The sequence below is a fragment of the Streptomyces sp. NPDC091289 genome (assembly GCF_044757365.1).
Lineage (GTDB): Bacteria > Actinomycetota > Actinomycetes > Streptomycetales > Streptomycetaceae > Streptomyces.
Genome location: NZ_JBIVUT010000010.1, coordinates 1 through 23,051, shown reverse-complemented (window position 1 = coordinate 23,051; position 23,051 = coordinate 1). Strand labels below are relative to the sequence as shown.

Annotated in this window: 20 protein-coding genes, 1 rRNA gene and 1 pseudogene; 12 read left to right on the top strand and 10 right to left on the bottom strand. The window is 70.5% G+C overall.

Annotated elements, in window-relative coordinates:
- Positions 1–150 precede the first annotated feature (150 nt).
- On the bottom strand, positions 151–1,026 hold the full coding sequence (locus ACIQPT_RS14800) for a hypothetical protein (protein WP_401155988.1): 876 nt from the start codon (positions 1,024–1,026) through the stop codon (positions 151–153).
- Between the two features lie 248 nt (positions 1,027–1,274).
- Here ACIQPT_RS14800 and ACIQPT_RS14795 point away from each other — a divergent pair, with 248 nt between their 5' ends.
- Complete coding sequence (locus ACIQPT_RS14795; protein WP_401155986.1) at positions 1,275–1,493, top strand: hypothetical protein; 219 nt, start codon at positions 1,275–1,277, stop codon at positions 1,491–1,493.
- A gap of 105 nt (positions 1,494–1,598) precedes the next feature.
- On the opposite strand, the gene ACIQPT_RS14790 is transcribed toward ACIQPT_RS14795, so the two are convergent.
- From ACIQPT_RS14790 to ACIQPT_RS14760, 7 genes are all read right to left on the bottom strand, one after another.
- Entirely contained in the window at positions 1,599–2,330 is a 732-nt protein-coding gene (locus ACIQPT_RS14790; RefSeq protein ID WP_401155984.1) for a phosphatase PAP2 family protein, read from the bottom strand.
- 367 nt (positions 2,331–2,697) lie between these two features.
- Positions 2,698–3,693, bottom strand: coding sequence for an NlpC/P60 family protein (locus ACIQPT_RS14785; protein WP_401156347.1), 996 nt, complete (start codon positions 3,691–3,693; stop codon positions 2,698–2,700).
- Between the two features lie 161 nt (positions 3,694–3,854).
- Positions 3,855–4,475, bottom strand: coding sequence for a hypothetical protein (locus tag ACIQPT_RS14780; RefSeq protein ID WP_401155982.1), 621 nt, complete (start codon positions 4,473–4,475; stop codon positions 3,855–3,857).
- Entirely contained in the window at positions 4,472–6,865 is a 2,394-nt protein-coding gene (locus ACIQPT_RS14775) for an alpha/beta hydrolase (RefSeq protein WP_401155980.1), read from the bottom strand. Before ACIQPT_RS14775 ends, ACIQPT_RS14780 begins: the two co-directional genes overlap by 4 nt.
- 233 nt (positions 6,866–7,098) lie before the next feature.
- Positions 7,099–7,659 carry a hypothetical protein gene (locus ACIQPT_RS14770; RefSeq protein ID WP_401155978.1) on the bottom strand — a complete coding sequence of 187 codons (561 nt, stop codon included), beginning with the start codon at positions 7,657–7,659 and terminating at the stop codon, positions 7,099–7,101.
- On the bottom strand, positions 7,656–9,470 hold the full coding sequence (locus tag ACIQPT_RS14765) for an alpha/beta hydrolase (protein WP_401155977.1): 1,815 nt from the start codon (positions 9,468–9,470) through the stop codon (positions 7,656–7,658). Before ACIQPT_RS14765 ends, ACIQPT_RS14770 begins: the two co-directional genes overlap by 4 nt.
- Entirely contained in the window at positions 9,467–9,910 is a 444-nt protein-coding gene (locus ACIQPT_RS14760; protein WP_401155975.1) for a hypothetical protein, read from the bottom strand. The genes ACIQPT_RS14765 and ACIQPT_RS14760 overlap by 4 nt, the downstream gene beginning before the upstream one ends.
- 353 nt (positions 9,911–10,263) lie before the next feature.
- On the opposite strand from ACIQPT_RS14760, the gene ACIQPT_RS14755 reads away from it, so the two are divergent.
- From ACIQPT_RS14755 to ACIQPT_RS14725, 7 genes are all read left to right on the top strand, one after another.
- Positions 10,264–10,893 carry a hypothetical protein gene (locus ACIQPT_RS14755; RefSeq protein WP_401156345.1) on the top strand — a complete coding sequence of 210 codons (630 nt, stop codon included), beginning with the start codon at positions 10,264–10,266 and terminating at the stop codon, positions 10,891–10,893.
- A 198-nt stretch (positions 10,894–11,091) separates the two neighbouring features.
- Entirely contained in the window at positions 11,092–11,400 is a 309-nt protein-coding gene (locus ACIQPT_RS14750) for a hypothetical protein (RefSeq protein ID WP_003968086.1), read from the top strand.
- 181 nt (positions 11,401–11,581) lie between these two features.
- Positions 11,582–12,451 (top strand): hypothetical protein, encoded by an 870-nt coding sequence (locus ACIQPT_RS14745; protein WP_401155973.1) that lies wholly within the window; start codon positions 11,582–11,584, stop codon positions 12,449–12,451.
- On the top strand, positions 12,441–13,823 hold the full coding sequence (locus ACIQPT_RS14740) for a hypothetical protein (protein WP_401155971.1): 1,383 nt from the start codon (positions 12,441–12,443) through the stop codon (positions 13,821–13,823). The genes ACIQPT_RS14745 and ACIQPT_RS14740 overlap by 11 nt, the downstream gene beginning before the upstream one ends.
- Positions 13,820–15,370 (top strand): SCO6880 family protein, encoded by a 1,551-nt coding sequence (locus tag ACIQPT_RS14735; protein ID WP_401155970.1) that lies wholly within the window; start codon positions 13,820–13,822, stop codon positions 15,368–15,370. Before ACIQPT_RS14740 ends, ACIQPT_RS14735 begins: the two co-directional genes overlap by 4 nt.
- A gap of 123 nt (positions 15,371–15,493) precedes the next feature.
- Positions 15,494–16,912: an ATP-binding protein gene (locus tag ACIQPT_RS14730; protein ID WP_103512599.1), complete on the top strand. Its 1,419-nt coding sequence runs from the start codon at positions 15,494–15,496 to the stop codon at positions 16,910–16,912.
- A 1-nt stretch (position 16,913) separates the two neighbouring features.
- Positions 16,914–18,494, top strand: coding sequence for a TraM recognition domain-containing protein (locus ACIQPT_RS14725; protein ID WP_401155968.1), 1,581 nt, complete (start codon positions 16,914–16,916; stop codon positions 18,492–18,494).
- 52 nt (positions 18,495–18,546) lie between these two features.
- On the opposite strand, the gene ACIQPT_RS14720 is transcribed toward ACIQPT_RS14725, so the two are convergent.
- The gene (locus tag ACIQPT_RS14720; RefSeq protein WP_401155966.1) at positions 18,547–19,107 is read right to left on the bottom strand and encodes a GNAT family N-acetyltransferase; all 561 of its coding nucleotides are present in this window, start codon (positions 19,105–19,107) and stop codon (positions 18,547–18,549) included.
- A gap of 158 nt (positions 19,108–19,265) precedes the next feature.
- On the opposite strand from ACIQPT_RS14720, the gene ACIQPT_RS14715 reads away from it, so the two are divergent.
- The 4 genes and pseudogenes from ACIQPT_RS14715 to ACIQPT_RS14700 all read left to right on the top strand — a co-directional run bounded on the left by ACIQPT_RS14715 (position 19,266) and on the right by ACIQPT_RS14700 (position 22,908).
- Entirely contained in the window at positions 19,266–20,228 is a 963-nt protein-coding gene (locus ACIQPT_RS14715) for an ABC transporter ATP-binding protein (protein WP_401155965.1), read from the top strand.
- Positions 20,225–21,025 (top strand): ABC transporter permease, encoded by an 801-nt coding sequence (locus tag ACIQPT_RS14710; RefSeq protein WP_401155963.1) that lies wholly within the window; start codon positions 20,225–20,227, stop codon positions 21,023–21,025. The genes ACIQPT_RS14715 and ACIQPT_RS14710 overlap by 4 nt, the downstream gene beginning before the upstream one ends.
- Before the next feature lie 143 nt (positions 21,026–21,168).
- Positions 21,169–22,269 (top strand): annotated as a pseudogene (locus ACIQPT_RS14705) (sensor histidine kinase); the annotation flags it as partial.
- Positions 22,270–22,272: 3 nt separating this feature from the next.
- Entirely contained in the window at positions 22,273–22,908 is a 636-nt protein-coding gene (locus ACIQPT_RS14700) for a response regulator (protein ID WP_401156343.1), read from the top strand.
- A gap of 69 nt (positions 22,909–22,977) precedes the next feature.
- On the opposite strand, the gene rrf is transcribed toward ACIQPT_RS14700, so the two are convergent.
- Positions 22,978–23,051, bottom strand: a 5S ribosomal RNA gene (gene rrf / locus ACIQPT_RS14695); the annotation flags it as partial.

The following is a 23,051-nucleotide window of genomic DNA, read 5'->3' as shown; positions in this document are numbered from 1 at the left end:
CACCGGCCCCCCTGGGGGCGTCCTGCCGATCATGCGGGCGCACCGGCTTCCCAGCCTAGGGAGCGGGATACGCACCGCGCATGGCACGGACGGACCATTTGAGCCCCCTCCCAACCGGCCCCACCGCCCGGCCCGTCCCGGCCCTCACCCTCAGCTCTGCCGGATCTCGCCGGTGTAGATGGCGTCCTCGTCCGGCAGCGTCACCCTGACCGGCAGCCCGAACCCGTACAGCAGCAGCGTCGAGACCACCGCCACCTCCGGACCCTCGGAGGGGAAGGTGAAACGGTGCCGGACCTTCCGCAGCCGGCCGTCCTCGTCCAGGTAGGCGTCGAACGGGACCGCGTCCTTGCTGAACCCTTTCGCCGCCGCGCCGAGCGCCCCGCGCGACTGCGGCGATGCGGCCCGGGCCGCGCGGTTCAGGTCGGCGACGCCCCGGTAGTGATGCACCGTCACCCCGGCCAGCTCGGACTTCCCCACGTACGTCACATCGTCGGCCCCGCGCAGCAGTTCGGCGGCGGCCATCGGATCGGTGACCCCGCCCGTGACGAGGTTGCCGTCCTTCAGCGTGGTCGTGTCGATCCTGACCCACTTGTCGTCGGGGACCCCGGCGCCGCGGTTCTTCATGTACAGCGCGCCGGGGGCCAGCAGCTCCGTGATCGGCCGGTGGCCGTCGGCGCCCGCGGCGTCCTTGCCCGCGGCGTCCGTGGGCAGCACCACCTTGAGCCGCCCCATCTGTCTGCGGAAGTCGTACGCACCCTGCCCCCGGATCGTCACCCGCGTCCCGCCGGCCGCCGTCTCCATCGACGTACGGGCCTCCGCGCCGCCCGCCTCGACGAGGACGTCCGCCGCCTGCCCGAGCACATCGAGCGGACGATCGGCGGCCACGGAGCGCTGCCCGGAACCGTCGCTCGCGCCGCTCCCCGCGTCCCCGCCGAAGCACCCGGCGGTGACCGCGATCGCCCCGGCCACGGCGAGGGCGCGAGCAGCACGGGCCCCGCCTCCGTCCCTGTACTGCTGCACCACCATCGCCTGCCAACCCCCAACGACTACCGCCCGGCCGAGCCCTCACCCGCCCCGCATAACGACCGCCGCCGCCCCCCGTCACGCGGCCCCGGCGCGTCCTGCCCCCGGGACGCGGGCGAGGCGGGCCGGGGTACGGCCGGGAGCGGGGCCGGAGTACGGGCGGGAGCGGGCCGGGGTACGGCCGGGAGCGGGGCCGGGGTACGGCCGGGACGCGGTCCCCGTCGGCTGGCTGCGGCCAGTACCGTGGTCGGGTGCATGAGGATTGCCCCGCCCCGGCCCGCACCACCCCGGGGCCCACGACCGCCTCCGCGTCAGCTCCCCCTACCGGCCCGCCGGCCGGGCACAGCGCCACGACGACCGAGCGCGGCTCGTTCTGCCTGGCCCGCTGCACCTGCGGCTGGACGGGCCCCGCGCGCAGATCGCGGGACCGGGCCCGTACGGACGCCGCCGAACACCTCGCCACCCCCTGATCGGCCCTGTTCAGCACGAACCCCCAGGCGCTCAGGACACCTGGGGGAACGGAAGAACCGGTCGATCAGAGGGAGAAAAGAAGGAAGGGAGGAAGGACGGGCCCGTCAGGCGGCCAGGTCCTTGTCCCCCAGGTCGCCGCGCCCGGGGCCGGGCCGGGGCTCGGGGATGCCCCTCGACCCACCCTGCTCATCCGCGGCCACGACGTCCGCGTTCTTCGACCGGACGAACCAGCCGACGCGCGGCGAGCGGGCGATCGCGGCCATCAGCGGCGTCAGCAGCGCCATCGCGAGCGGGGCCAGCAGCAGGGCGACCGCCGTACCGAGGGCGAAGCCGCCGATCACGTCGGTCGGATAGTGGACGCCCATGTAGACCCGGCTGAACCCGGCGAAGAGCGCGAGGCCGATCGCGATGAAGCCGTACTTCCGGTTCGCCACGAAGATGCCGACGGCGATGCCCATCGCCAGGGTGGAGTGGTCGCTGACGAACGAGAAGTCCGTCTTGCCGTGGATCAGGACCTCAAGGCCGTCGTGGTCGTTGAACGGACGCGGCCGTTCGACGAAACCGCGGATCGGGATGTTGATGAGGATCGCGATGGCGGCGGCGAGAGGCGCCCAGACGATGGCGGCGGCAGCCGTCACCGAATCCTCGGCCGTCCCACGCTTGCGCATGCTCCACCAGCACCAGAGCCCCACCAGGACCAGGCCGAACATGATCCCGTACTCGCCGACGAACTCCATGACCCGGTCGAACCAGGTCGGAGCGGCCTTCGCGAGCCCGTTGATGTCGTAGAGCAGACTGACGTCCGGGTTCGACCCGTCGAGTTCGAGTCCAGCCATCTGCTGCGGCCCCTTGCCTTGTCTGCTTCATCTGCTGCGACGCGCGTCCTTGCACGCCGCCGTGGTCGAACCCCCGTGTATCGGTGCGATCCGTTACCGCACTGCACCCTCGCTGCGACGAAGGTTCAGTGCGCATGCCGTTCCCGTACCCCGTCCAGGGAACGGCCCGGCCGCCGTGTGCGTTCCGCTCTCCACCGAATGATCACCATGACGTTATCGAAGAGTGACTGGTCGTCGCAGCTCAGGGCCCAGGCTTCACGGAGAGTTCCGACCGCGGCCGACTACCTGTCAGCACCGGCCGCCGCTCCGGAACCCCGACGGACACCCGCACACCCGCACATCCACACGCCCGCAGGGGAGACATCCGTCACCCCGTGGGCAGATCCGTCGGAAGAGCGGCCGCTCCGTCCTTGGTGACCCGGGTCGCACCGAAGTAGTCCGGCGTATCGATCTTGTCGAACCGGATGACCGCCCCGGTGAACGGCGCATTGATCATATAGCCGCCCCCGACGTACAACCCGACGTGGCGGATCGCGCGCGAGTTGGTCAGGTCGTCGGAGAAGAACACCAGATCCCCCGGGAGCAGCTCGTCCCGCGAGGGGTGCGGACCCGCGTTGTACTGATCATTGGCGACACGCGGCAGCTCGATGCCGACGGTCCGGTACGCCGCCTGGGTCAGCCCCGAACAGTCGAAGCGGCCCTGTTGCTCCGGCGTCCCGTTGCCGCCCCACAGATAGGGCGTGCCGAGCTTCTTCTGTGCGAAGTAGATGGCCCCGGCGGCCTGCCGGGAGGGCGCGACACGGCCGACGGGCCGGGCGAAGCTCTCCTCCAGCGAACGGATGATCTTGACGTAGTTCTGCGTCTCCTTGTACGGCGGGACGCCGCCGTACTTGATCACCGCGTAGGCGCCGGCGTTGTACGCGGCGAGCATGTTGCTCGTCGGGTCGCCCGGCACCTTCTTCACGTACCCGGCGAGCTCGCAGTCGTACGAGGCGGCCGACGGGATCGCGTCGGCGGGGTCCCACACGTCCCGTTTGCCGTCGCCGTTGCCGTCGATCCCGTGCGTGGCCCACGTACCGGGGATGAACTGGGCGATGCCCTGCGCGGCGGCGTGGCTCTGTGCCCTCGGGTTCCAGCCGCTCTCCTGGTACAACTGCGCGGCCAGCAGCGCCGGGTTGATGGCCGGGCAGAGGTTGCCCCACTTCTGCACGAGCGGCTGGAAGCGTGCCGGGACCGCCCCCTTGGCCAGCGCGACGGCACCGCCGCCGCCCGCCCCCGCGAGCCCGGCGGCGGCCGAGTACGTACCGACGACGAGCAGCGCCACGAAGCACATGGCCATGCCGACGCCGATGCCACCGAACACCCAGAATTTCCGCACCCCTCAACCATCCCCCATAGGGGCGCGCTTCAGAGGTGTTTTCGACGGTGTGTACGAGTCATCCGCGGCACACCACCGGCGCACCCGAAGCACACGGGGGCGCCGGCGGCTCACCACTCACAGAGCTGACGCGGCCTCAGCCGCCCTCACGCACCGTTGTCCGACCAGAAGTCGGAGCGGACGTTGGGCCGGGGCAGCGGATAGACGTCCTTGTACGCGGGCCCGTTCGGCTCGGTGGTGGGGTCGGCGACCTTCGACTCCTTCACGCACGGACTGTCGGCCTCGAAGAAGGCCTGCCCCTTCCCGCGGAAGGAGACGCTGACACCGAATCCGTTCTTCGTGACCGCGTAGACCGCCGGGAACTTCTCGTCCTTGTTGACCGCCTTGATCCGGTAGTCGTTCTTCCGCCAGAACGTCTCCGCCCGGTCCAGGAAAGTCTGGCGGCGGTCGGCGGAGATGACGGTCATGACGGTCCGCCGGCGGGTCACCCCGCAGGCCCGGGTGGTGGTCGGCCCGTGCGCCCACTGCACATCGGGGTCGATGCCCTTCAGGACGGCGTCCAGCATCGCGTCGGACCGCTCGGCGGCCTCCTGCATATCCATCCCACGCTCCTTCCCGCTCCCCTCTCTGCTCCCCTCTCTACTCCCCTCCCCGGTGCTCACGCCGTCGTCGCGCGCGCTTCCCTCCACGCTCCCGCACCCGGACAGCGGAACCCCCAGGGCCAGGACCACCGCGACGAGGGGCAGGACCCGCTTCGCTCGCCTCACTTCGGTTCCTCCATCTTGAGCCGGTCGGCGTTGCCCGACACGATCAGGGCGATGCTGTCCGCGGACACGGCGTCGCGTTCCGGGCTGAAGTAGTTCGAGTGCGAGTCCAGACTGATCCCGCTCCCGCTGACGAGCGGCGGCCCGTCGGCCACCGGGAAGCGCCGGGCCCCGAACGCCTTGCTCGCCGGATCCTTCCCGAACCACAGGTCGTCGTCACCCGGATCGGCCAGGTCGCCGGCGAGATAAGCCCCGCCTGGTCCCCCGAGGGCCAGCCCGATCCCGCCCACCACGACCTGGGTCTTGGAGGGCAGCTTGGTCACCGGGTCGTTGGCGGCGGCCCCGACGAAGACATGCTCACTGCCGACGCCGAGGTCCACGGCGTGGTCGACACCGACCCCCGGACTGCCGACGAGGATGATGTCGTCGACCCCGGGAATCCCCCCGGGCCGCGCGGCCGCGGCACCGACAGTCCGGGACCCGTAGGAGTGCCCGATGGCCGTGAGATGCGGATCCGCGTTCTGATTGGTGGCCGAGATCCCGCCCATGAAGTCGCGGTAGGCCGCCCCGCCCTTCTCGGCACGCCCCGTGCCCATGACGGCGAAGTAGCCCGCCGCCCCGTCCTTGTCCGGCAGCTGCGGCGCGTCGTACCCGAGCCAGACGATGGACGCCGTGGAGTCGTCGTACCCCTGCGCCCCGATCGCGGTGTCCCGGGCCCGCCCAAGGTCGTTCTTGGCGAACTCCTCGTCGAGCGAGGTGTTGAGCCCCGGCACGTAGGCGGACACATGCTGCGAGGCATCAGGATTGCCGAACGAGACGATGGCCCGCCCATTCCCTTCATCCCCGATCCCGATGAGATACATGGGCGGCACGCCGTCCTCCTTCAACTGCCGCTCGATCTCCCGCAGCCCGGCGAGCTGGTCACGGGCCTTGTCGGTGTCGACGCCCTCCAGCTTGTCGATGAGCGCCGGAAGGTTGCGGCGGTTGGCCGCGTCCCGGGCGAGGACCGGGATGCCGTCGAGGTTGCCGATCCGCTCCGGGACGAGCTCGATGTACCGCTCCCGCTCCTCCGGCGAGAGCCCGTCCCACCAGGCCTTGCGCTCGGCGGGCGTGGCGTTCTGCGGAATCCGCTCGCTGAGGTGCGCGCGCTCGGCGTCCCGCACCTCGGCGTCGACCCGCGCCCCGGAGCCGGGTATCGCCAGCCCGGCGCCGGCACCGCCGACGGCCTTGTTCCAGTCCCAGGCCGCACCGATGTAGTCGCCCCGCGCCCACTTCTCGCCCGCGCCACGGGTGTCGCGCTCCCACTGGTCGACGATGCGCCGCCCACTCTCACCCGGCCGCAGGACCGCATCGACGACCCCTTGGACGTCACCGCCCAGCCCGTCCCCGAGCAGCCCGTCGAGGAACCCGCCGCCGTTGGGGCCCGCGGGTCTACCCGCGTCGACCGGCACGAAGACGGCGGCCGGGGGGAAGGCGTCGTCGCCTTGGGGGTGGGCGGTGTCACCGGAGGGGCTGGAGGGGCTGGAGGTTCCAGAGCTGCCGGAGTTGCTGGAGCTACCGCTGCTGCCCTCGCTATTGCCGCTACTTCCGCCGGTGTTGCCGCTACTTCCGGCGGTGGTGCCGGTGGTCGCGCCCCCTCCGGTGTCACCGCTGGTACCGGTGCTGCCGGTACCACCGGTAAGGCTGGACTCGTCACCCCCGCCGCCGCCCGCACCGCCTGCACCGGTGTCGGCACCGGCGCCTGAGGCGTCGTCACCGCTACCGCTGCCGTTGCCGTTGCCGTTGGTGCTCCCGCCGCCGGCCACGACGTCATGCCCCGGGGCCGGGCACGAGCTGCCGGTCAGTTCGCAGATCGCGCTACGGATCTCCGCGGTGAGCTGCCTGCCTGTTCCGGTGGCCATCAGCCCGCCGACGAGAGCGACGACCACCAGGACGAGGCCCAGGTACTCCAACGCGGTCTGCCCGCCGTCGCGGCGCAGCTTCATCATCCGAGCGAAGCTGAACAGCCGTTGCTCGGCCCGTTGCTCCAGACCGCTCCGGAACCATCTCCGGCTCTCCGGCCGGCACAGCAGCACGATGACGGCCGCCGGCATCACCAACCGCGCAACGCCCTGGACCCCGGCCCCGCCGCTCAGCTCGGCAAGGGCGCCGAGGACGATCCACGCCTGCACGGCGAGGAGCCCGTACCAGACCCGGACGCCGCCATGACGGACGTACAACGACAGCACGAAGGCGGCGACGCCGGGTAACGATGCGTAGAGCAGCAACCCGAGGAGGTACCCGTCGACCGCGTCCACCGAGGACGCCGTCGACAGCGCCCGGATCGCACCCACCAGGGTGGCCACCAAGAGAACGTGAAGGAGAACCAGCACCGCCTGCAACGGCCGGGGCATCAACCGCCCACCCGAACGCGCTACGGCAGCGCTTACATCGACGCCAACAGGGACCGCGCTTCTTCGTATGCCGGACAAGAGCAGTCCCCTACCTCGTGAGTGGGCGGAACGGGCGACAGGTCAGTCACTCCGCGTATGCGACCACACGGGCAGGGAACGCGACATGGGCCCCAGGGCCCAATGCCGGGCTCAAAATCCTTACTGTGCAACTGAGTTGAGCCACCTTGACCCGATCACGACCCACTCGCCGCCGCGCTGGGGGCACCTGCCGACCAGAAGTCGGAGTGGATGTTGGGGCGGGGGATGAACTCCATGCCTTCGTACAGGGGCGCCGTCGCCTTGCTGGTGGAGTCCGCCACTTCGGACTCCCGAACACACGGCGTATCCACTTGGAAGAACGCTTGCCCTTTACCACCGATACGCAGACTCACACGGAACCCATCGCTGGTACGGGCATAGATAGCAGGAAGCTCCACGTTGTTGTTCACCGCGGTCATGCGGTACCCGCTCTTCCGCCAGATTCGGTCGACAACCCCGAGAAAATTCCCCCTCCGCTCGGCAGAGATGTCAGTCATGACGACACGCCTTCGCGTCACATCGCACATTCCTACCGAAGTGAAACCGTGAGTCCACAGCACCTCCGGGCGAATCTCTTGAAGCACCGCGTCAAGAATCTCGTCAGATCGCACCGCAGCAGCTTGCATATCCAAAGCATCACCCTTCCCGGAGGCGCACCCGGTCGATACCAGGCCGACGATTACCGCTGAAATTAGAGTTCGCACGAGCAGCGTCATCGCGCTTGCTCCTGCTTGACCATATGTCCGCGCCCTGCAGCAACCAGCGCGATACTGCCGGCAGAGGCGGAATCCAACTCCGGGTCGAAGTACTGTGAATGCGCATCGATAGAAAGGCCCCCTGGGCCGATCAACGGCGGCCCTGCTTCCACGCCGAAGCGTCGCCCACCGAACTCCTCGCTCGCCGGGTCTCGTCCGAACCACAGCCCGTCGTCGCCTCTGTTCGCCATATCCGCCACCAGCGAACCTGCTGGCCCGAGCACCCGCCCGACCCCTGAGATCACTGCGCGCTCCTTCGATGGGAGCTTAGTGACCACGTCATTCTCGGCTGCGCCCACGTACACGTGATCACTCCCCACCCCCAGGTCCTCCGCCCGGTCCACGCCCAGGCCCGGACTACCGACCAGGACAATGTCCGTCACTCCGGGGATTCCATCGCCCTGTTGGGTTGCCGCTCCCACAGTTCGGGACCCGTAGGAGTGCCCAATAGCCGTCAGGTGAGGATCATCGTGATCATTCGATGCCACCATTCCGGCCATGAAGCCGTTAAATGCACGACCACCGGTCTCCGCCCGCGCAGTTCCGGCAACAGCCAGGCTGCTCAACCCGTCCGGACTCTGCGGCGCGTCATATCCCAGCCAGGTGATCACCGCGCTCGAGTGGTCGATTTCTCGTGCTGCGGCAGCCGTGTCACGCGCCCGCTTCAAATCCCCCTTTGCAAACTCCTCATCCAACGACGTATTCAACCCCGGAACATAAGCCGCCACATTCCGCGCCGTATCCGGATTCCCGTACGAGACAATCGCCCGCCCATTCCCCTGATCGCCGATCCCGAGCAGGTACATGGGCGGCTCCCCAGCCTTCGGCACCCCCCGCAACTGCCGGTCGATCTCCCGCAGCGCCGCAAGTTTGGTCGCCGACTCGTCGTCGTCCCGCCCCTCCAGCTTCCCCATCAGCAACTGGAGGTTGTCCCGGTTCGCCGCATCCCGTACCAGCGCCGGGATCCCGTCCAGGTTGCCGATCTGGTCCGGGTACACGGCGAGGTACTCCTCCCGCTGCTCGTCCGTCAGCCCGGCCCACCACTCCTTGCGCTCGGCCGGACTCGCATCGTGCGGGATCGCGTCCTTCAGGTAGCTGCGCGCCGCCTGCCGCACCGCCGCCGCATCGGCTGCGGCGTCCGTCCACGTCGCGGCCGGAACGCCCAGGCCCTCGTGCGCCTTCAGCGACCGCAGGATCCTGGTGTACCGCCAGTCCGCATCGGCCGCCGTCCGTACGGCCTGCGCCACCCGGTCCGCGATGTCCTGGGCCTTGCCGGCGTTCGGGTTCGGTGCGACGAGCCCCGAAGGGGCGACCATGCCCGGGTTCGGAACCCCGGACGCCGTCCCGCCCGCCAACGGCTTTCCGTCCACCAGGCCCTCGCCCGCCGCCGGATACGTCACCGAACCATCCGCGTGCACCGTGAACTTCAGCGCCGCCGCATCGTCCAGCGCCCCCTGCAACACACGCTGCTGGGTCTTGATCTCATGGGCCAGGCTGTTCAGCGTGGTCCGCAGCAGCCCGCACTCGGTATAGATGTACTGGAAGTTCGTCCCCAGCCGGCGCAGCCGCCCCACAGCCTTTCCCGCCGCCTCCCCCTCCTGCGTACCGCGCAGGCCGGGCAGGAACTGGCCTTCGATACGATCCCGGGCCGCGTCGGCACGATTACTCACCCGGCCCCAGCCGTCCGCCGCCTCCTCCAGCTCGGCGCACTTCACATCGCGTAACGCGGACCAGGTCAGAGCGGAACCCGCCGCACCGCTCCAGCCACTCACCGTGCGCCACCACCGCTCGGCGTCTTCACCCCGTCGAAGCCGCTCTTCACCGCCTCGTTGACCTGCGCCTGGCCTCGGACGGCCGACCGCAGCTTCCCGGCGAGGCTCCCGCACTCGCCGCGCGCCGCCTCGATCCGGCGCTCCCAGGAGGCCCGCACGGTGCCCAGCTCGGTCAAGGCGGACAGCGCTCCGGCCTCGGCGATCAAGCCCTGGTGCGCCGCCGCCAGTTCGCTCTTCACCGGGCCGAACTGCGTGACCAGCTCGTCGGCCCCACCGGCGGCACGCAGCCATGGACCGTTGCTGTGCCGAAGATCCCCGCTCCCCGCTGCCCCCGCCGACCCCGCCGACCCCGTCGGCCCCGCCGCTCCGGCCGGTGCACCCAGCCGCCCCCAGCCGTCGTTCGGCTGCCCGACCACGGTTACTCCGCCCACACCACTCACCCCGTTCGCTTGATCGTGGAGCGGCACTGTGCCAAATCCACGGTGTGCGACATGCCGTCCCTCGACGCTCCGTAACCCCATCTCCGTAGGCGGCCGGTCCCGTGGTTCCCGGCCGAGCGAAGCGGGGGCGCTGTTCCCGCGGATCCGCGCGGTTCACCCGAACGAAGGGGAGAGGAGAGGACGGGCACACGCACACCGTGGTCATCGCCCCCTCCCCCTCCACGGAGCCCAGGGTCGAGGCCCCCTCCGCCGCACGGCGGAGACCCCGCCCCCGGCCTCGTACCGCAGAACAGCGCACTCGGGATCAGAAGCTGACGCCCCACCACGGACCCCGGGCCACGATGAAATGCATGATGCGAACCCGGCAGGAACGCCCCACCGACGCCACCCGCACACTTCCGCCTACTCCCCCGCCCGCACCCCGGTGGGCGGTCCGCGCCGCACAGCTGACCACGCTGATCGTGCTGCCGACCGGGCTGTGGCGGCTGGCGATGGCGTGCGGGTTCCCGTCCGGGTACACCGCGGCAGGCTTCGTACCGTTCGACACCCCGGGCGCCAAGGTGTGGATGCTGGCGCTGAGCGTCGCCTCCGAACTGCTCGCCCTGCTGACCCTCGGCCTGGTGCGGCCTTGGGGCGAAACGATGCCCCGCTGGATACCCGTCATCGGCGGCCGCCCCGTTCGCCCTCTGGCCGCCGTCGTACCTGCCGCCGCCGGGGCCCTCGCACTGACGGCGATCTGGGCCGCCATGCCGCTGTGGTGGACGTACCCCCACGCGGACATGACCCCCGCCGGCCGGCTCCTGGTCGGCGTCATCTACCAGCCGCTCGTCCTCTGGGGACCGCTCCTCGGGGCCGTCACCATCTCTTACTACCGGCGCACCAACGGCTCTCGAACGGCGCATACGAACACGCCGTGCCCCGCGAACGCTGCAACCGCACCAGAACCCATGGCCACCGTCGTTGCTCCTGGTCACACCCCGTGATACACAGAGTAACCAGGCATATGCGTGAGGAGCCGGGCCGAGCCGCAGGTCAGGGCGACCGACCCGGTCAAACGTGCGAGATCCGGGTAAAGAGACCCGGGAAGGCGTCGTGCGAGCGCGGTTTCATCAGCGAAGATAGAAGGCGACCCGTGCCGGACGGCATGGGCAGCGAACTACCCAACAGGGGCGGTGACTTACATGATCCTGGCAGCAGAGAAGGGCGACATCACCACCATCATCGGCGGAATCGCTCCGGACTGGGGGCCGTTCGGGACGCTGGGCAACGAGGCGCGCATCATGATCGAGGTGGTGATGGCCATCGCCATCCTGCTCTGCCTCGGCATCGCGATCTGGGGCGCGGCGAAGCAGCGCATCGGAGCGACGGCACTGCGCGACACGTTCAGCGCGGAACAGGGCAAGGGCCTGATCGTGGCGGGACTGACCGGAGTCTTCATCATCGGCTCCTTGGGGACCCTGTTCACCATCGTGTACGGAATGGCCGTCTGACCCAGCGCCGGCCATCCCCGTCCGGGCCGTCCCAGCCCGCTCCCCACCATCCGCCCGTCGCGCCCACCGGCTGAGGTTGCGTTTCCCTGATGTCGAGTCACCACACCGCGCTCAAGCGGCAACCAGCACAGCTACCGTCGTCTTGCGCGGATCCGCACACGACCGAGGGAGCGAACGCGGCATGAGTCCCGGTGACGAGCACGACTACCGCGGCAAGGACCAGGGAAGCCGCCCGGACGACCCGTACAGCACTCTCGGCGGCACGCGCCAGACCCGCACCCGCCTCCCGGACGGCGACCCGGGCCACCCTCACGCGCGCCGCCCCGTCCGCAACTCCCGCTCGCTCGTGACGATCACCGGCGTCGTGGTCCTCCTCATCGCCGCCATCGCCTTCGCCAACCGCGGCGGTGGCAGCGACAAGGACGCCTCCTCGGGCGCCAAAAGCCCCGGAACCGCGGGCAGCGCCCCCACCGCCGCTACCGGCACCAAGCCCGTCCAGGGCAAGAACGGCACGATCGCCTCCGGCTTCGCCCATGACGAGCAGGGGGCGCAGAGCGCGGCGGCGAACTATGCGGTGGCGCTGGGGTCGGCGGAGATGTTCACGAAGGAAGGCCGCGACCAGATCCTCGACACCGTCTACTCACCTGCCGCGGCAGACAAGATCAGAGCACCTCAGGACCAGGCTTACTCGACCGCGTTCCTCGAGCATCTCGGTCTCGACTCCGACGGCAATGCCCCGGAGGGCAGCACCTTCATCTCACGGACCGTTCCCGTGGGCACGAAGGTTCTGGCGTACGAAGGCGACTCCGCAAAGGTAGCTGTTTGGTACACGGGCCTCATCGGCATGTCCGGACAGGACTCCACCAAGCCTGTGAGCACCACGTGGAAGACGTGGACAGCTGAGTTGTCGTGGTCGGGCGGTGACTGGAAAGTGACCGGCGCAACCGAGAGCGACGGACCGGCGCCCGTTCCCGGCGATGTCGCGGCTTCCAAGTCCGACACGATCAGCAAGGCCGTCGAGGAGTACGGAGGCTTCACTTATGCCAGGTAGCCCCAAGTACCGCTTCCGTTCGGTGGCCACCGCGCTGATCGGGCTGCAAGCCGGCGCACTGGCGTTCGCCGGACGTGCGGCCGCGGCGCCGACCCCAACCCCGACCCCGTCACCGAGCACCGACGAGGACTGCAGTCTTCTGTTCGGTGAGGTGAAGAAGTTCTGCGAGGAGGGCGACGGCGCCGGGGCGACCGATAGCGTGCCGGGGTCTCCGGACCCGTCGGAATCCCTCGACCCCCTCTCCTCCCTCGCCCGAGGCTGCGCCGACGCCGCCTCCTGGATCGTCGGCAAGCTCAGCGAGGCCGTCGAGTCCACGGCCAACGTCGACTTCACCAACCCCAAGTTCCTCCAGCAGTACGCCGTCATCTTCGCGGCCTCCACCGTCCTCACCCTCGTCCTCTGGCTCCTCGCCGTGGCCAAGCGCGCCATCCGCGGCGTCCCCCTCACCACCGCGATCTCCGAGGCCGTCGGCTTCCTCTGGCTCACCGTCCTCGCCTCGGCCTTCACCCCGCTGATCCTCTACACCATCGTCTCCGCCACCGACGGCGTCACCGAGGTCATCTCCTCCGCCACCGGCGGCCAGACCGACGTCTTCTTCGGCTCGTTCGCCGATGCCCTCAAGAAGGGCGAGGACATCGGCGGCGGACCGATCATGCTGATCGTCGTCTCGCTCGTCTCGATCCTCGCCGCCGGCATCCTGTGGCTGGAACTCGTCATCCGCGCCGCCCTGCTCTACGTCGGCGCGCTCCTCGGCATCGTCGTCTACGCCGGCCTCGTCGACAAGAACATGTGGGGCCACGTCCGCCGCTGGGCCGGCATCATGATCGCGGTGATCATGGTCAAGCCGGTCATCGTCATCGTCCTCGGCCTCGCCGGAGCGCTCTCCGCCGACGACGGCCCCGACGCCTTCTCCGCCGTCGTCTCCGGCCTCTCCATCATCCTGCTGGCCATCTTCGCCTCCGCCATGATCTACCGCTTCGTCCCCGGCTTCGGCGACGAGATCCAGGGCGCCCGCACCAACCGCAAGCAGGCCACCGACGGCGCCCAGGCCGCCGCCCTGATCAGCTCCCCCGCCGCCCTCGTCTCCCAGGGCATCAAGACCCACAGCGGCCGCAACGACCAGAACAGCGGCGGAGGCGGAGGCGCCCGCCCCGCCAACCCGGCCAGCGGAGGCGTCGCCGCCCACAGCTCCCGTACCTCCGGCGGAGGCGGCGGGGGCGGGGCCGGCGGCGGATCTGCCGCATCCGCCGCCCCCTCGCCCCGCAGCGGGTCCGCCCCCACCTCCGGGACCCCCCACAGCAGCCGCTCCTCCCGAGGCGGAGGCGGCTTCGGCACCACAGGTAACTCGAGCACAGGAGGGGGAGGGCGTTGACGACCCAGTCCCACACGATGACGCCCCGCCGCACGTATCTCATCGGCCGCGCCCGGCCGAACGCGATCGTCGGCAAGAACCGCGAGACCGGCGAGATCGCCCTGATCATCGTCGGCGCGTTCCTCGGCATGATGAGCGGGCTCCTCGTCCCCGTCCTCTCCCTGCGCATCGTCTGCCTCGTGGGCTTCCCCATGCTGGCCCTCGCCATCGTGTACGTCCCGTACAAGGGCCGGACCTTCTACAAGTGGTTCGAGATCAACCGCAGCTTCAAGCGCTCCCTGCGCCGCGGCACCGCCTACCGCTCCAGCGCCATGGAAGCGGGCGTCAGCTCCGACGGCCGTGAGGTCGAGATCGGCCCGCCCCCCGGCATCGGCCGGATCAGCTGGCTCGCCGCCCCCTTCGGCCCCGACGAGATCGCCGTACTCCTCCACGCCGACCGGCGCACCGTCACCGCCGCCATCGAGATCGAGGGCCCCGGCGTCGGCCTCCGCGACAGCGAGGACCAGGAAGCCCTCGTCGACCGCTTCGGCACCCTCCTCAAGCACGTGGCCAACGGCGACGGCTTCGTCACCCGCCTCCAGATGCTCGCCCGCACCCTCCCCGCCGACCCCGACGCCCACGCCAAGGACGTCGCCCAGCGCGGCGACAAGGCGTCCCCGGGCTGGCTCCAGGAGTCCTACGACCAGCTCCAGTCCATGGTCTCCACCTCCAGCGAGCAGCACCGCGCCTACCTCGTCGCCTGCATGCACTACAGCCGCGAACTGGCCGCCGAGGCCAACGCCATGGCCCGCGCCGCCCGCCCCCACGGCGGCCGGAAGCTCGACCGCGACGCCGGCCTCGCCGTCGTCATGGCCCGCGAGCTGACCGACATCTGCGCCCGCCTCGCCGAGGCCGACATCCGGGTCCGCCAGCCCCTCGGCCAGAGCCGGCTGGCCTCCCTCGTGCACTCCATGTACGACCCCGACCACCCCATCGACCACATCCAGGCCATGACCAAGCGCAACGCCTGGCCCGCCGAACTGGACGCGGTCGAGCCGACGTTCCTCCAGGCCAAGACCCGCGAGTCCACCACCCGCGCCCCCTGGTGCCACGCCACGGCCTGGGTGAAGGAATGGCCGATGACCCCCGTCGGCGTCAACTTCCTCGCCCCGCTCCTCGTCCACACCCCCGACGTCATCCGTACGGTCGCCGTCTGCATGGACCTCGAACCCACCGAGGTCGCCATCGAACGCATGCTGACCGAGAAGACCAACGACGACGCCGAGGCCAGCCGCCAGGCCAAGATGAACCGCACCGTCGACCCCCGCGACATCGCCGCCCACGGCCGGCTCGACCAGCGGGGTGAAGATCTCGCCAGCGGCGCGGCCGGAGTGAACCTGGTGGGGTACATCACGGTGTCGTCCCGTTCACCCGAGGCCCTCGCCCGCGACAAGCGCACGATCCGCGCCTCGGCCGGCAAGTCCTACCTCAAGCTGGAATGGTGCGACCGCGAGCACCACCGGGCCTTCGTGAACACCCTCCCGTTCGCCACAGGAATCCGCCGCTGACCCGGACCTCGACCCCGGCCCCGGCCCCGAAAGACCCCGCAACAGGCAACAGGCAACAGACACTCGACACACCAGGCACCAGGCACCAGGCACCACCCCCGCAACCAGAGAGGGCACTCCACCATGCGAGACCCCCTGTCCGCATTGTCGGATGCCTTCACCTCCTTCCTCTTCGGCAAGGTGGAGACGACCCGCCTCCCCGTCCGTACGTCCACGGGCCAGGCCCAGGCCGTCTACCTCCCCACCGCCGCCCCCGGCCTCGGCGACAGCGGCGTGATCATCGGCCGCGAGGTCTACAGCGGCAAGGGCTACATCTACGACCCCTTCCAGCTGTACGGGCAGCAGCTCCCCGCCCCCCACTGGCTCGTCCTCGGCGAGTCCGGCAACGGCAAGTCCGCGCTGGAGAAGACCTACGTCCTGCGCCAGCTCCGCTTCCGCGACCGTCAGGTCGTCGTCCTGGACGCCCAGGGCGAGGACGGCGTCGGCGAATGGAACCTCATCGCCCAGGAGCTGGGCATAACCCCCATCCGCCTGGACCCGACCGCAGCGCTCAACGGCGGCATCCGCCTCAACCCCCTCGACCCCTCCATCACCACCACCGGCCAGCTCGCCCTGCTCCGTACGATCATCGAAGTCGCCATGGGCCACGGGCTCGACGAGCGGTCCGGCTTCGCGCTGAAGGTCGCCCACGCCTACGTCACCGCGACCATCACCGACCGCCAGCCGGTCCTGATGGACATCGTGGAACAGCTGCGCCACCCCGAGCCCGAGTCCGCCGAGGCGATGAACGTCGACATAGACGATGTACGGGCCTGGGGCCTGGACGTCGCCCTCGTCCTGGACCGGCTCGTCGACGGTGACCTGCGCGGCATGTTCGACGGCCCGACCACCGTCGGCATCGACCTCGACGCGCCCCTCATCGTCTTCGACCTCTCGCACATCGACCGCAACTCGATCGCGATGCCGATCCTGATGGCCATCGTGGGCGTCTGGCTGGAGCACACCTGGATCCGGCCCGACCGCAAGAAGCGCATCTTCCTGGTCGAAGAGGCCTGGCACATCATCAACTCCCCCTTCGTCGCCCAGCTCTTCCAGCGTCTGCTGAAGTTCGGACGCCGGCTCGGCCTCTCCTTCGTCGCCGTCGTCCACCACCTCAGCGACGTGGTGGACGGGGCCGCGGCGAAGGAAGCGGCGGCCATCCTCAAGATGGCCTCCACCCGCACGATCTACGCCCAGAAGTCGGACGAGGCCAGAGCGACCGGCCGGGTCATCGGGCTGCCCCGCTGGGCCGTCGAGATCATCCCGACCCTCACCCCCGGCATCGCCGTCTGGGACGTCAACGGCAACGTCCAGGTCGTCAAACACCTGATCACCGAAGCCGAACGCCCCCTGGTCTTCACCGACCGCGCCATGACCGAAGGTTCGACGGACGACCTGCTCCCCGAGGACATCCGCGCCGCCGAACTGGAGGCGGAGCAACGGGCGGCCCGGATCGAGAACCAGCAACGGATCAACGAGTCGTCAGAGTCAACGGTGGCATGACATGGCACGCCAGGCAGCACGGGGCCGGGGCAGCAGGCCCGCCCATCACGACGGACACGACGGCCGGCCCCAGGGCGGCGGCATCCCGGACGGCCTGCTGATCGGCCTCCTGGCCCTGCTCCTCGCGGCCACCCTGGTCACCTGGACGGCCACCGGCCTGGCCGGGCTCCTCGCCCACGGGGCCTGGCCGGACGGCGTGACGTTCACCCGTGCCCCGCTCGCCCTGCGCGAACTGGCCACCGCCCCGCAGGACCTCGCCGCCGCCTGGCCGGACACGCCCCCGGCCCAGTTCTCCGGATACGGGCTGTTCTGGGGCCTGTTCATCGGCGAACTGATGGTGCTGCTGGTCCTCACGGTGTTCACCCTCGGGGTCGTGGCCCGCGGTCGTGCCGTACGGGAACGGCGCCGCGAGGAGCGCGCCTTCCAGGCACACGAGCAGCAGCTCCCCACGGACAAGCCGTCACCGACACCGACACCGACAGCGCCCCCGGCACCCGCAGCACCAGCACCAGCACCAGCACCAGCACCAGCACCAGCACCAGCACCAGGAGCGACACCCCACCCCCCAGCCGTAAACCCGCCCGAGGCCGAAGACACACCCGCTCCCCCCGAGACAAGCGCGGCTCTCCTCCCCTCCCCCCGCACCCCCCTCCTCGTCTACGCCCCCGCCCCCGCCCGGCGCCCCACCGTCGTCCAGGCCATCCACGACGCCGAAGGCCCCGCCCTCGTCGTCACCTCGGACCCCACCGTCTGGGCCGAGACGAAGGACGCCCGCGGCAAGCTCGGCCCGGTCCTCGTCTACGACCCGGGCCACCTCTGCGACACCCCGGCCCGCCTCCACTGGTCGCCCACCACGGGCTGCGAGCTCCCCGACGTCGCCGCCGCCCGCGCGGCCGCCCTGCTCGCCCCGGTACGCCCGCAGGCCCGGATCGACACGGCGGTGGCCGACACGGCGCAGACGCTCCTCCAGTGCTGGCTGCACGCCGCCGCGGTGGACGGCCGCCCCTTCCGCCAGGTCGTGCGCTGGGCCTCCGGGGCCGGCGCCCACGAACCGGTACGCCTCCTCCGTACGCACCCCAAAGCCGCGTCCGGACTCGCCGGGCTGCTGGAGTCCGCCCTCACCGCCTATCCGGAACGGCGCGAAGTGGCCCAGGAGCTGACGGTACGGGCGTTCGCCGCGCTGGCCTCGGTGCACATCCGCGAGGCCTGCACGGCGAACCGAGCGGATTCCCTCGCGCTGGAATCTTTTGCGGACGAAGGGGGAACGCTCTATCTGGTGGGCGAACCCATCGAGGATCCCCGCTCCCACCCCGGCGCGATGCCCCTTCTCACCGCGCTCGCCGCAGACGTGGTCGAGCACGGCCGCCGCATGGCCGCACGGTCAACCGACGGTCGGCTCGACCCACCAATGACGCTCGTCCTCGACGACGTCGCGGCCGTGGCCCCGCTCCCCCAGCTCCCGGAGCTGCTGGCGACCGGCCAGAACCGGGGCATGCCCGCCCTGGTGCTGCTCCGCTCCCGGGAACAGGGCCGCGCCCGCTGGCGGGAACAACTCCACGCTCCGGCCCCGGGCGTCAGCTGATCAAAGCCCCGGCCGGTGTCGTCGGCCAGATGAAAGCCCCGGACCCCCGCCCCTAGCCCTCCCGCCCGAGGACGTACTCCAGCTCCTGCTCGCCCCGGCCGCCCGGGGCCGGAATCCGCTGCCCGGAGGGCACGAACCCGAACCGCCGGTAGAACGCGGCGGCCCGCGGGTTCTTCTCGTGCACATAGAGGCGCACCCGCTCCAGCCGGGGCGAGGACAGCGACCAGGCCCACGCGACGGCCTCCCGGAACAACGCGTCCGTCACCCCGGTCCCCCGGGCCTCGGGCCGGACGAACACCCCGACCAGGTGCGCCTGGTCCACCGCCGGAGCCTCCCCGAAACGCACATCGTCCTCCGGGCTCTCGACGAGCACGGTGACCGTCCCCACCCACGCCCCCTCGGGCGACTCCGCGACGAACTGCCGGACACGACCGCCACCGCCCTCGGCCGCGGCGGCAGCACGCTCCTTCCAGAAGACGTCCGGCTTCGCCACCGCTTCCTCGTACGACTCCAGGAACGCCACGGGGGCCGCCGGATCCTTCAGGGCGTCCAGCCGCAACAGCCTGACCTGCGGCCATTCGTCGGCCCGTACAGCACGCATCACATAGTCCATGCCCTGATCTTCGTCCTCCGCCCGCCCACGCTCAACCGACTAAACCCACCGCGCCCACGCCCGCACCCGCACCCCGTCGCACCCCGGTACTACACGCCGGCCCACGTCCCACCCCCGGTCGGACGACCGCCCCCCGCCGGCTCCGTAGCGTCGACCGCATGATCACGGCACACGGACTCACCAAACGGTACGGCGACAGAACCGTCGTCCAGGACCTCGGCTTCACCGTCCGCCCCGGCACGGTCACCGGCTTCCTCGGCCCCAACGGCGCCGGGAAATCCACAACGATGCGCATGCTGCTCGGCCTCGACACCCCGACGCACGGCCGCTCCACCGTCAACGGGCGCTCCTACGCCACCCACCCCGCGCCCCTCACCCAGGTCGGCGCGCTGCTGGAGGCCCGCTCCGTCCACCCGGGCCGGTCCGCCCTCAACCACCTCATCGCCCTCGCCCACACCCACGGCATCCCGCGCCGCCGCGTCGAGGAGGTCATCGACCTGGCCGGGCTGACCGGCGCCGCCCACCGACGGGTCAAGGGCTTCTCCCTCGGCATGGGCCAGCGGCTCGGCATCGCCGCCGCACTCCTCGGCGACCCCGCCACCGTCATCCTGGACGAACCGGTCAACGGCCTGGATCCCGAAGGCGTCCTCTGGATCCGCAACCTCCTCACCTCCCTCGCCGCCGAAGGCCGTACGGTCCTCGTCTCCTCCCACCTGATGAGCGAGATGGCCCTCACCGCCGACCACCTGATCGTCATCGGCCGCGGCAGGCTCCTCGCCGATACGACGGTGGCCGAGCTGATCCGCTCGGCGGGCGGCGAGTCGGTCAAGGTCGTCACCCCGCAGCCGGAGGAACTGAGGGCGCAGCTGACAGCCCCGGGCGTGACCATCAGCACCACCCACGTCCCCGAACCCGACCCCGAATCCCCGGCCCACGAACTCCGCATCCGGGGCGTGGACACGACACGCATCGGGACCGTAGCCGCCACGCACGCGATCCCCCTGTACGAACTCACACCGCAGACCGTGTCGTTGGAGCAGGCCTTCATGGACCTCACCCAGGAGTCGGCAGACCACCGCTCACGCCACCACCACCAGCACCGCATCGGAGCATCGGCATGACCACACCCCACCCCGCCCCTCAGCCGCCACCGCCGTACCGCATCACCCCGCCCCGCGTCCTGCGCTCGGAATGGCACAAGCTCCGTTCCCTGCGCTCCAGCTGGATCACTGTCACCTCAGCCGTCGTCATGGTCCTGGGCGTCGGCCTGATCATGGGCGGGACCTACACCTCCGGCGGCGGGGACTCCGACATCGACACCGTCGTCCTGACGCTGTACGGCAGCATGCTCGGCCAACTGTGCCTGGTCGTCCTGGGCATCCTGATGACCGCGGGCGAGTACGCGACCGGCATGATCCGCTCCTCGCTGACCGCCGTACCCGCCCGGCTCCCCGTCCTGGGGGCCAAGGCCGCGGTGTTCGCCGCCACCGTCTTCACGGTCATGTTCGCGACGGCCCTGGTCACGTTCGTGGCGGCCCAGGCCTTCCTCCACGACACCGACCAGGCGGCCTCGCTCACCGACCCGGGCGTCCTGCGGGCTCTGGTGGGCAACGCCGGGGCCCTCACCCTGATGGGCCTGATCGCTCTCGGCCTCGGCGCCCTGCTGCGCTCGGTGCCCGGTGCGATCGGCGCGTTCATCGGCGGGGTCATGATCCTGCCGGAGATCCTCGGGATGCTCCCGTACCACGCCGTCGAGCGCGCCATCATGTACTTTCCCACCCAGGCCGCCGGTGCCCTGGGCTCCGCCACCCCCATCCCGGGCACCATCTCCCCGGGCCCCGCCCTGCTCGCCCTGTCCCTGTGGGCCGGCACGACCCTGGCCGCGGCAGCGCTGGCGCTCAACCGCCGCGACGTCTGACGCACGAGGAGAACGACCAGGTGACGGACCACTCCCAGCCCGCCGACACGGGCCCGACCGCGCCCGCCAACACCGCCAACACCGCCAACACCGCCAACACCACCAGCACCGCCGACACCAGCTCCGACAGCAGCTCCGACAGCACCGGCACCGCCCCCCTCACCCGGATCATCCGCGACGCCCTGGACCGTCTCCGCGCCTTCGACCGACGCCGGCCACGGGTCTGGGACGCGGCGGTGACGGCGTTCTGGGCCGTGGCGGCGGTGCTCGACTACACCTCCGGCGACTGGCGGACCGTCGCACACCACGACGTGACGGCGGCCGAACCGCTGGTGTTCCTGATGAGCCTCTGCTTCTCACTGCCGCTGCTGTGGCGTCGCACGCACCCCCTGGCCGTACTGGTGCTGATGGCACCGGTCTCGATCGTCAACATCTGGACGGGTGCCGTGGTGCAGGCATCCCTCCTCCAGCTGATCCCGGTCTTCCACATCGTCCTGCGCTCCTCCTTCCGTACGGTCGGGGCGGCGGCTCTGCTGTTCGTCGCCCCGGTCCTGGCGGGCGGCATCCGCATCCCCTCCGCCTGGGGCCAGGAAGTGGTCTCGTACGTCTGGGGCCTGGTCTTCGTCGTGCTTCTGGGGATCGCGGTACGCACGCGCCGCGAGTACACCGAGGCCCTCGTTGAGCGCGCCCACCGGCTGGAACACGAACGCGACCAGCAGGCCCGGCTCGCCGCGGCCGCCGAACGCACCCGCATCGCACGGGAGATGCACGACATCATCGGCCACAACCTGTCCGTCATCACGGGCCTCGCGGACGGCGGCGCGTACGCGGCCCGGAAGAACCCGGAACGCGCGGGCCAGGCGCTGGACGCCATCGGCACCACCAGCAGGCAGGCGCTCTCCGAACTCCGCCGGCTCCTGGGCGTCCTGCGCGACGACCACCCCGACGCCGACCGCACGCCCCAGCCGACGCTCGACGAACTGACCCCCCTCATCGAACGCGTACGCCGGGCGGGCCTGCCCGTCCACCTGGAACTGAACGGCGAACCCCTGCGACCGACCCTCACCCCGGGCCGCCAACTCACCGTCTACCGGGTGGTCCAGGAGGCCCTGACCAGCACCCTCAAACACGCCACCGGGCCCACATCCGCGACGGTCACGCTCACCTACTCGCGCACACACCTGGACGCACGCATCACCGATACGGGCACCGGAGCCGAAGCCGGACTCATCGCGGACGACCAGCCGATGCAGCGCTTCGGCTTCCGCATGCTGCTGGAGAGCCAGGACGACATGACGGTCGTCGGCGAGGCGGGCAACGGCACCGAGGCCGTCCAGCTGGTCGCCCGCCACCACCCGGACGTCGTGCTGATGGACATCCGCATGCCGGGCCTGGACGGTATCGAGGCGACCCGGCGCATCATCACGTCGGGCACCAGGACCCGCATCCTGATCGTCACGACGTTCGACCTCGACGCGTACGCCTACGACGGCCTGCGCGCCGGAGCCAGCGGCTTCCTGGTCAAGGACGCCCTGCCCGAGGAACTCCTCGCCGGCATCCGCGCGGTGGCCGCCGGCGACGCGGTGGTCGCCCCGACCCTGACACGCCGCCTCCTCGACGCCTACGTCCACCACCTCCCGGCCGTACCCGGCGCCGCACCGGCCGCGTCGGACCCGCGCATCACCGCACTCACGGAACGGGAACGGGAGATCCTCACCGTGATCGGTCAGGGCTGGTCCAACACCGAGATCGCTGCCCGCCTCCACCTCGCCGAATCCACGGTGAAGACGCACGTGACCCGCATCCTCGCCAAAACAGGCGCGAGGGACCGCGTCCAGGCGGTCATCCTGGCGTACGACACCCGCCTGGTAACCCCGATGTAGCGGTGCGTAAGGACCCGGGAACGCAGAAAAGCCCCGTGCCACAAGGCACGGGGCTTTCCCGGAAAAATTGTTCGGCGGCGTCCTACTCTCCCACAGGGTCCCCCCTGCAGTACCATCGGCGCTGAAAGGCTTAGCTTCCGGGT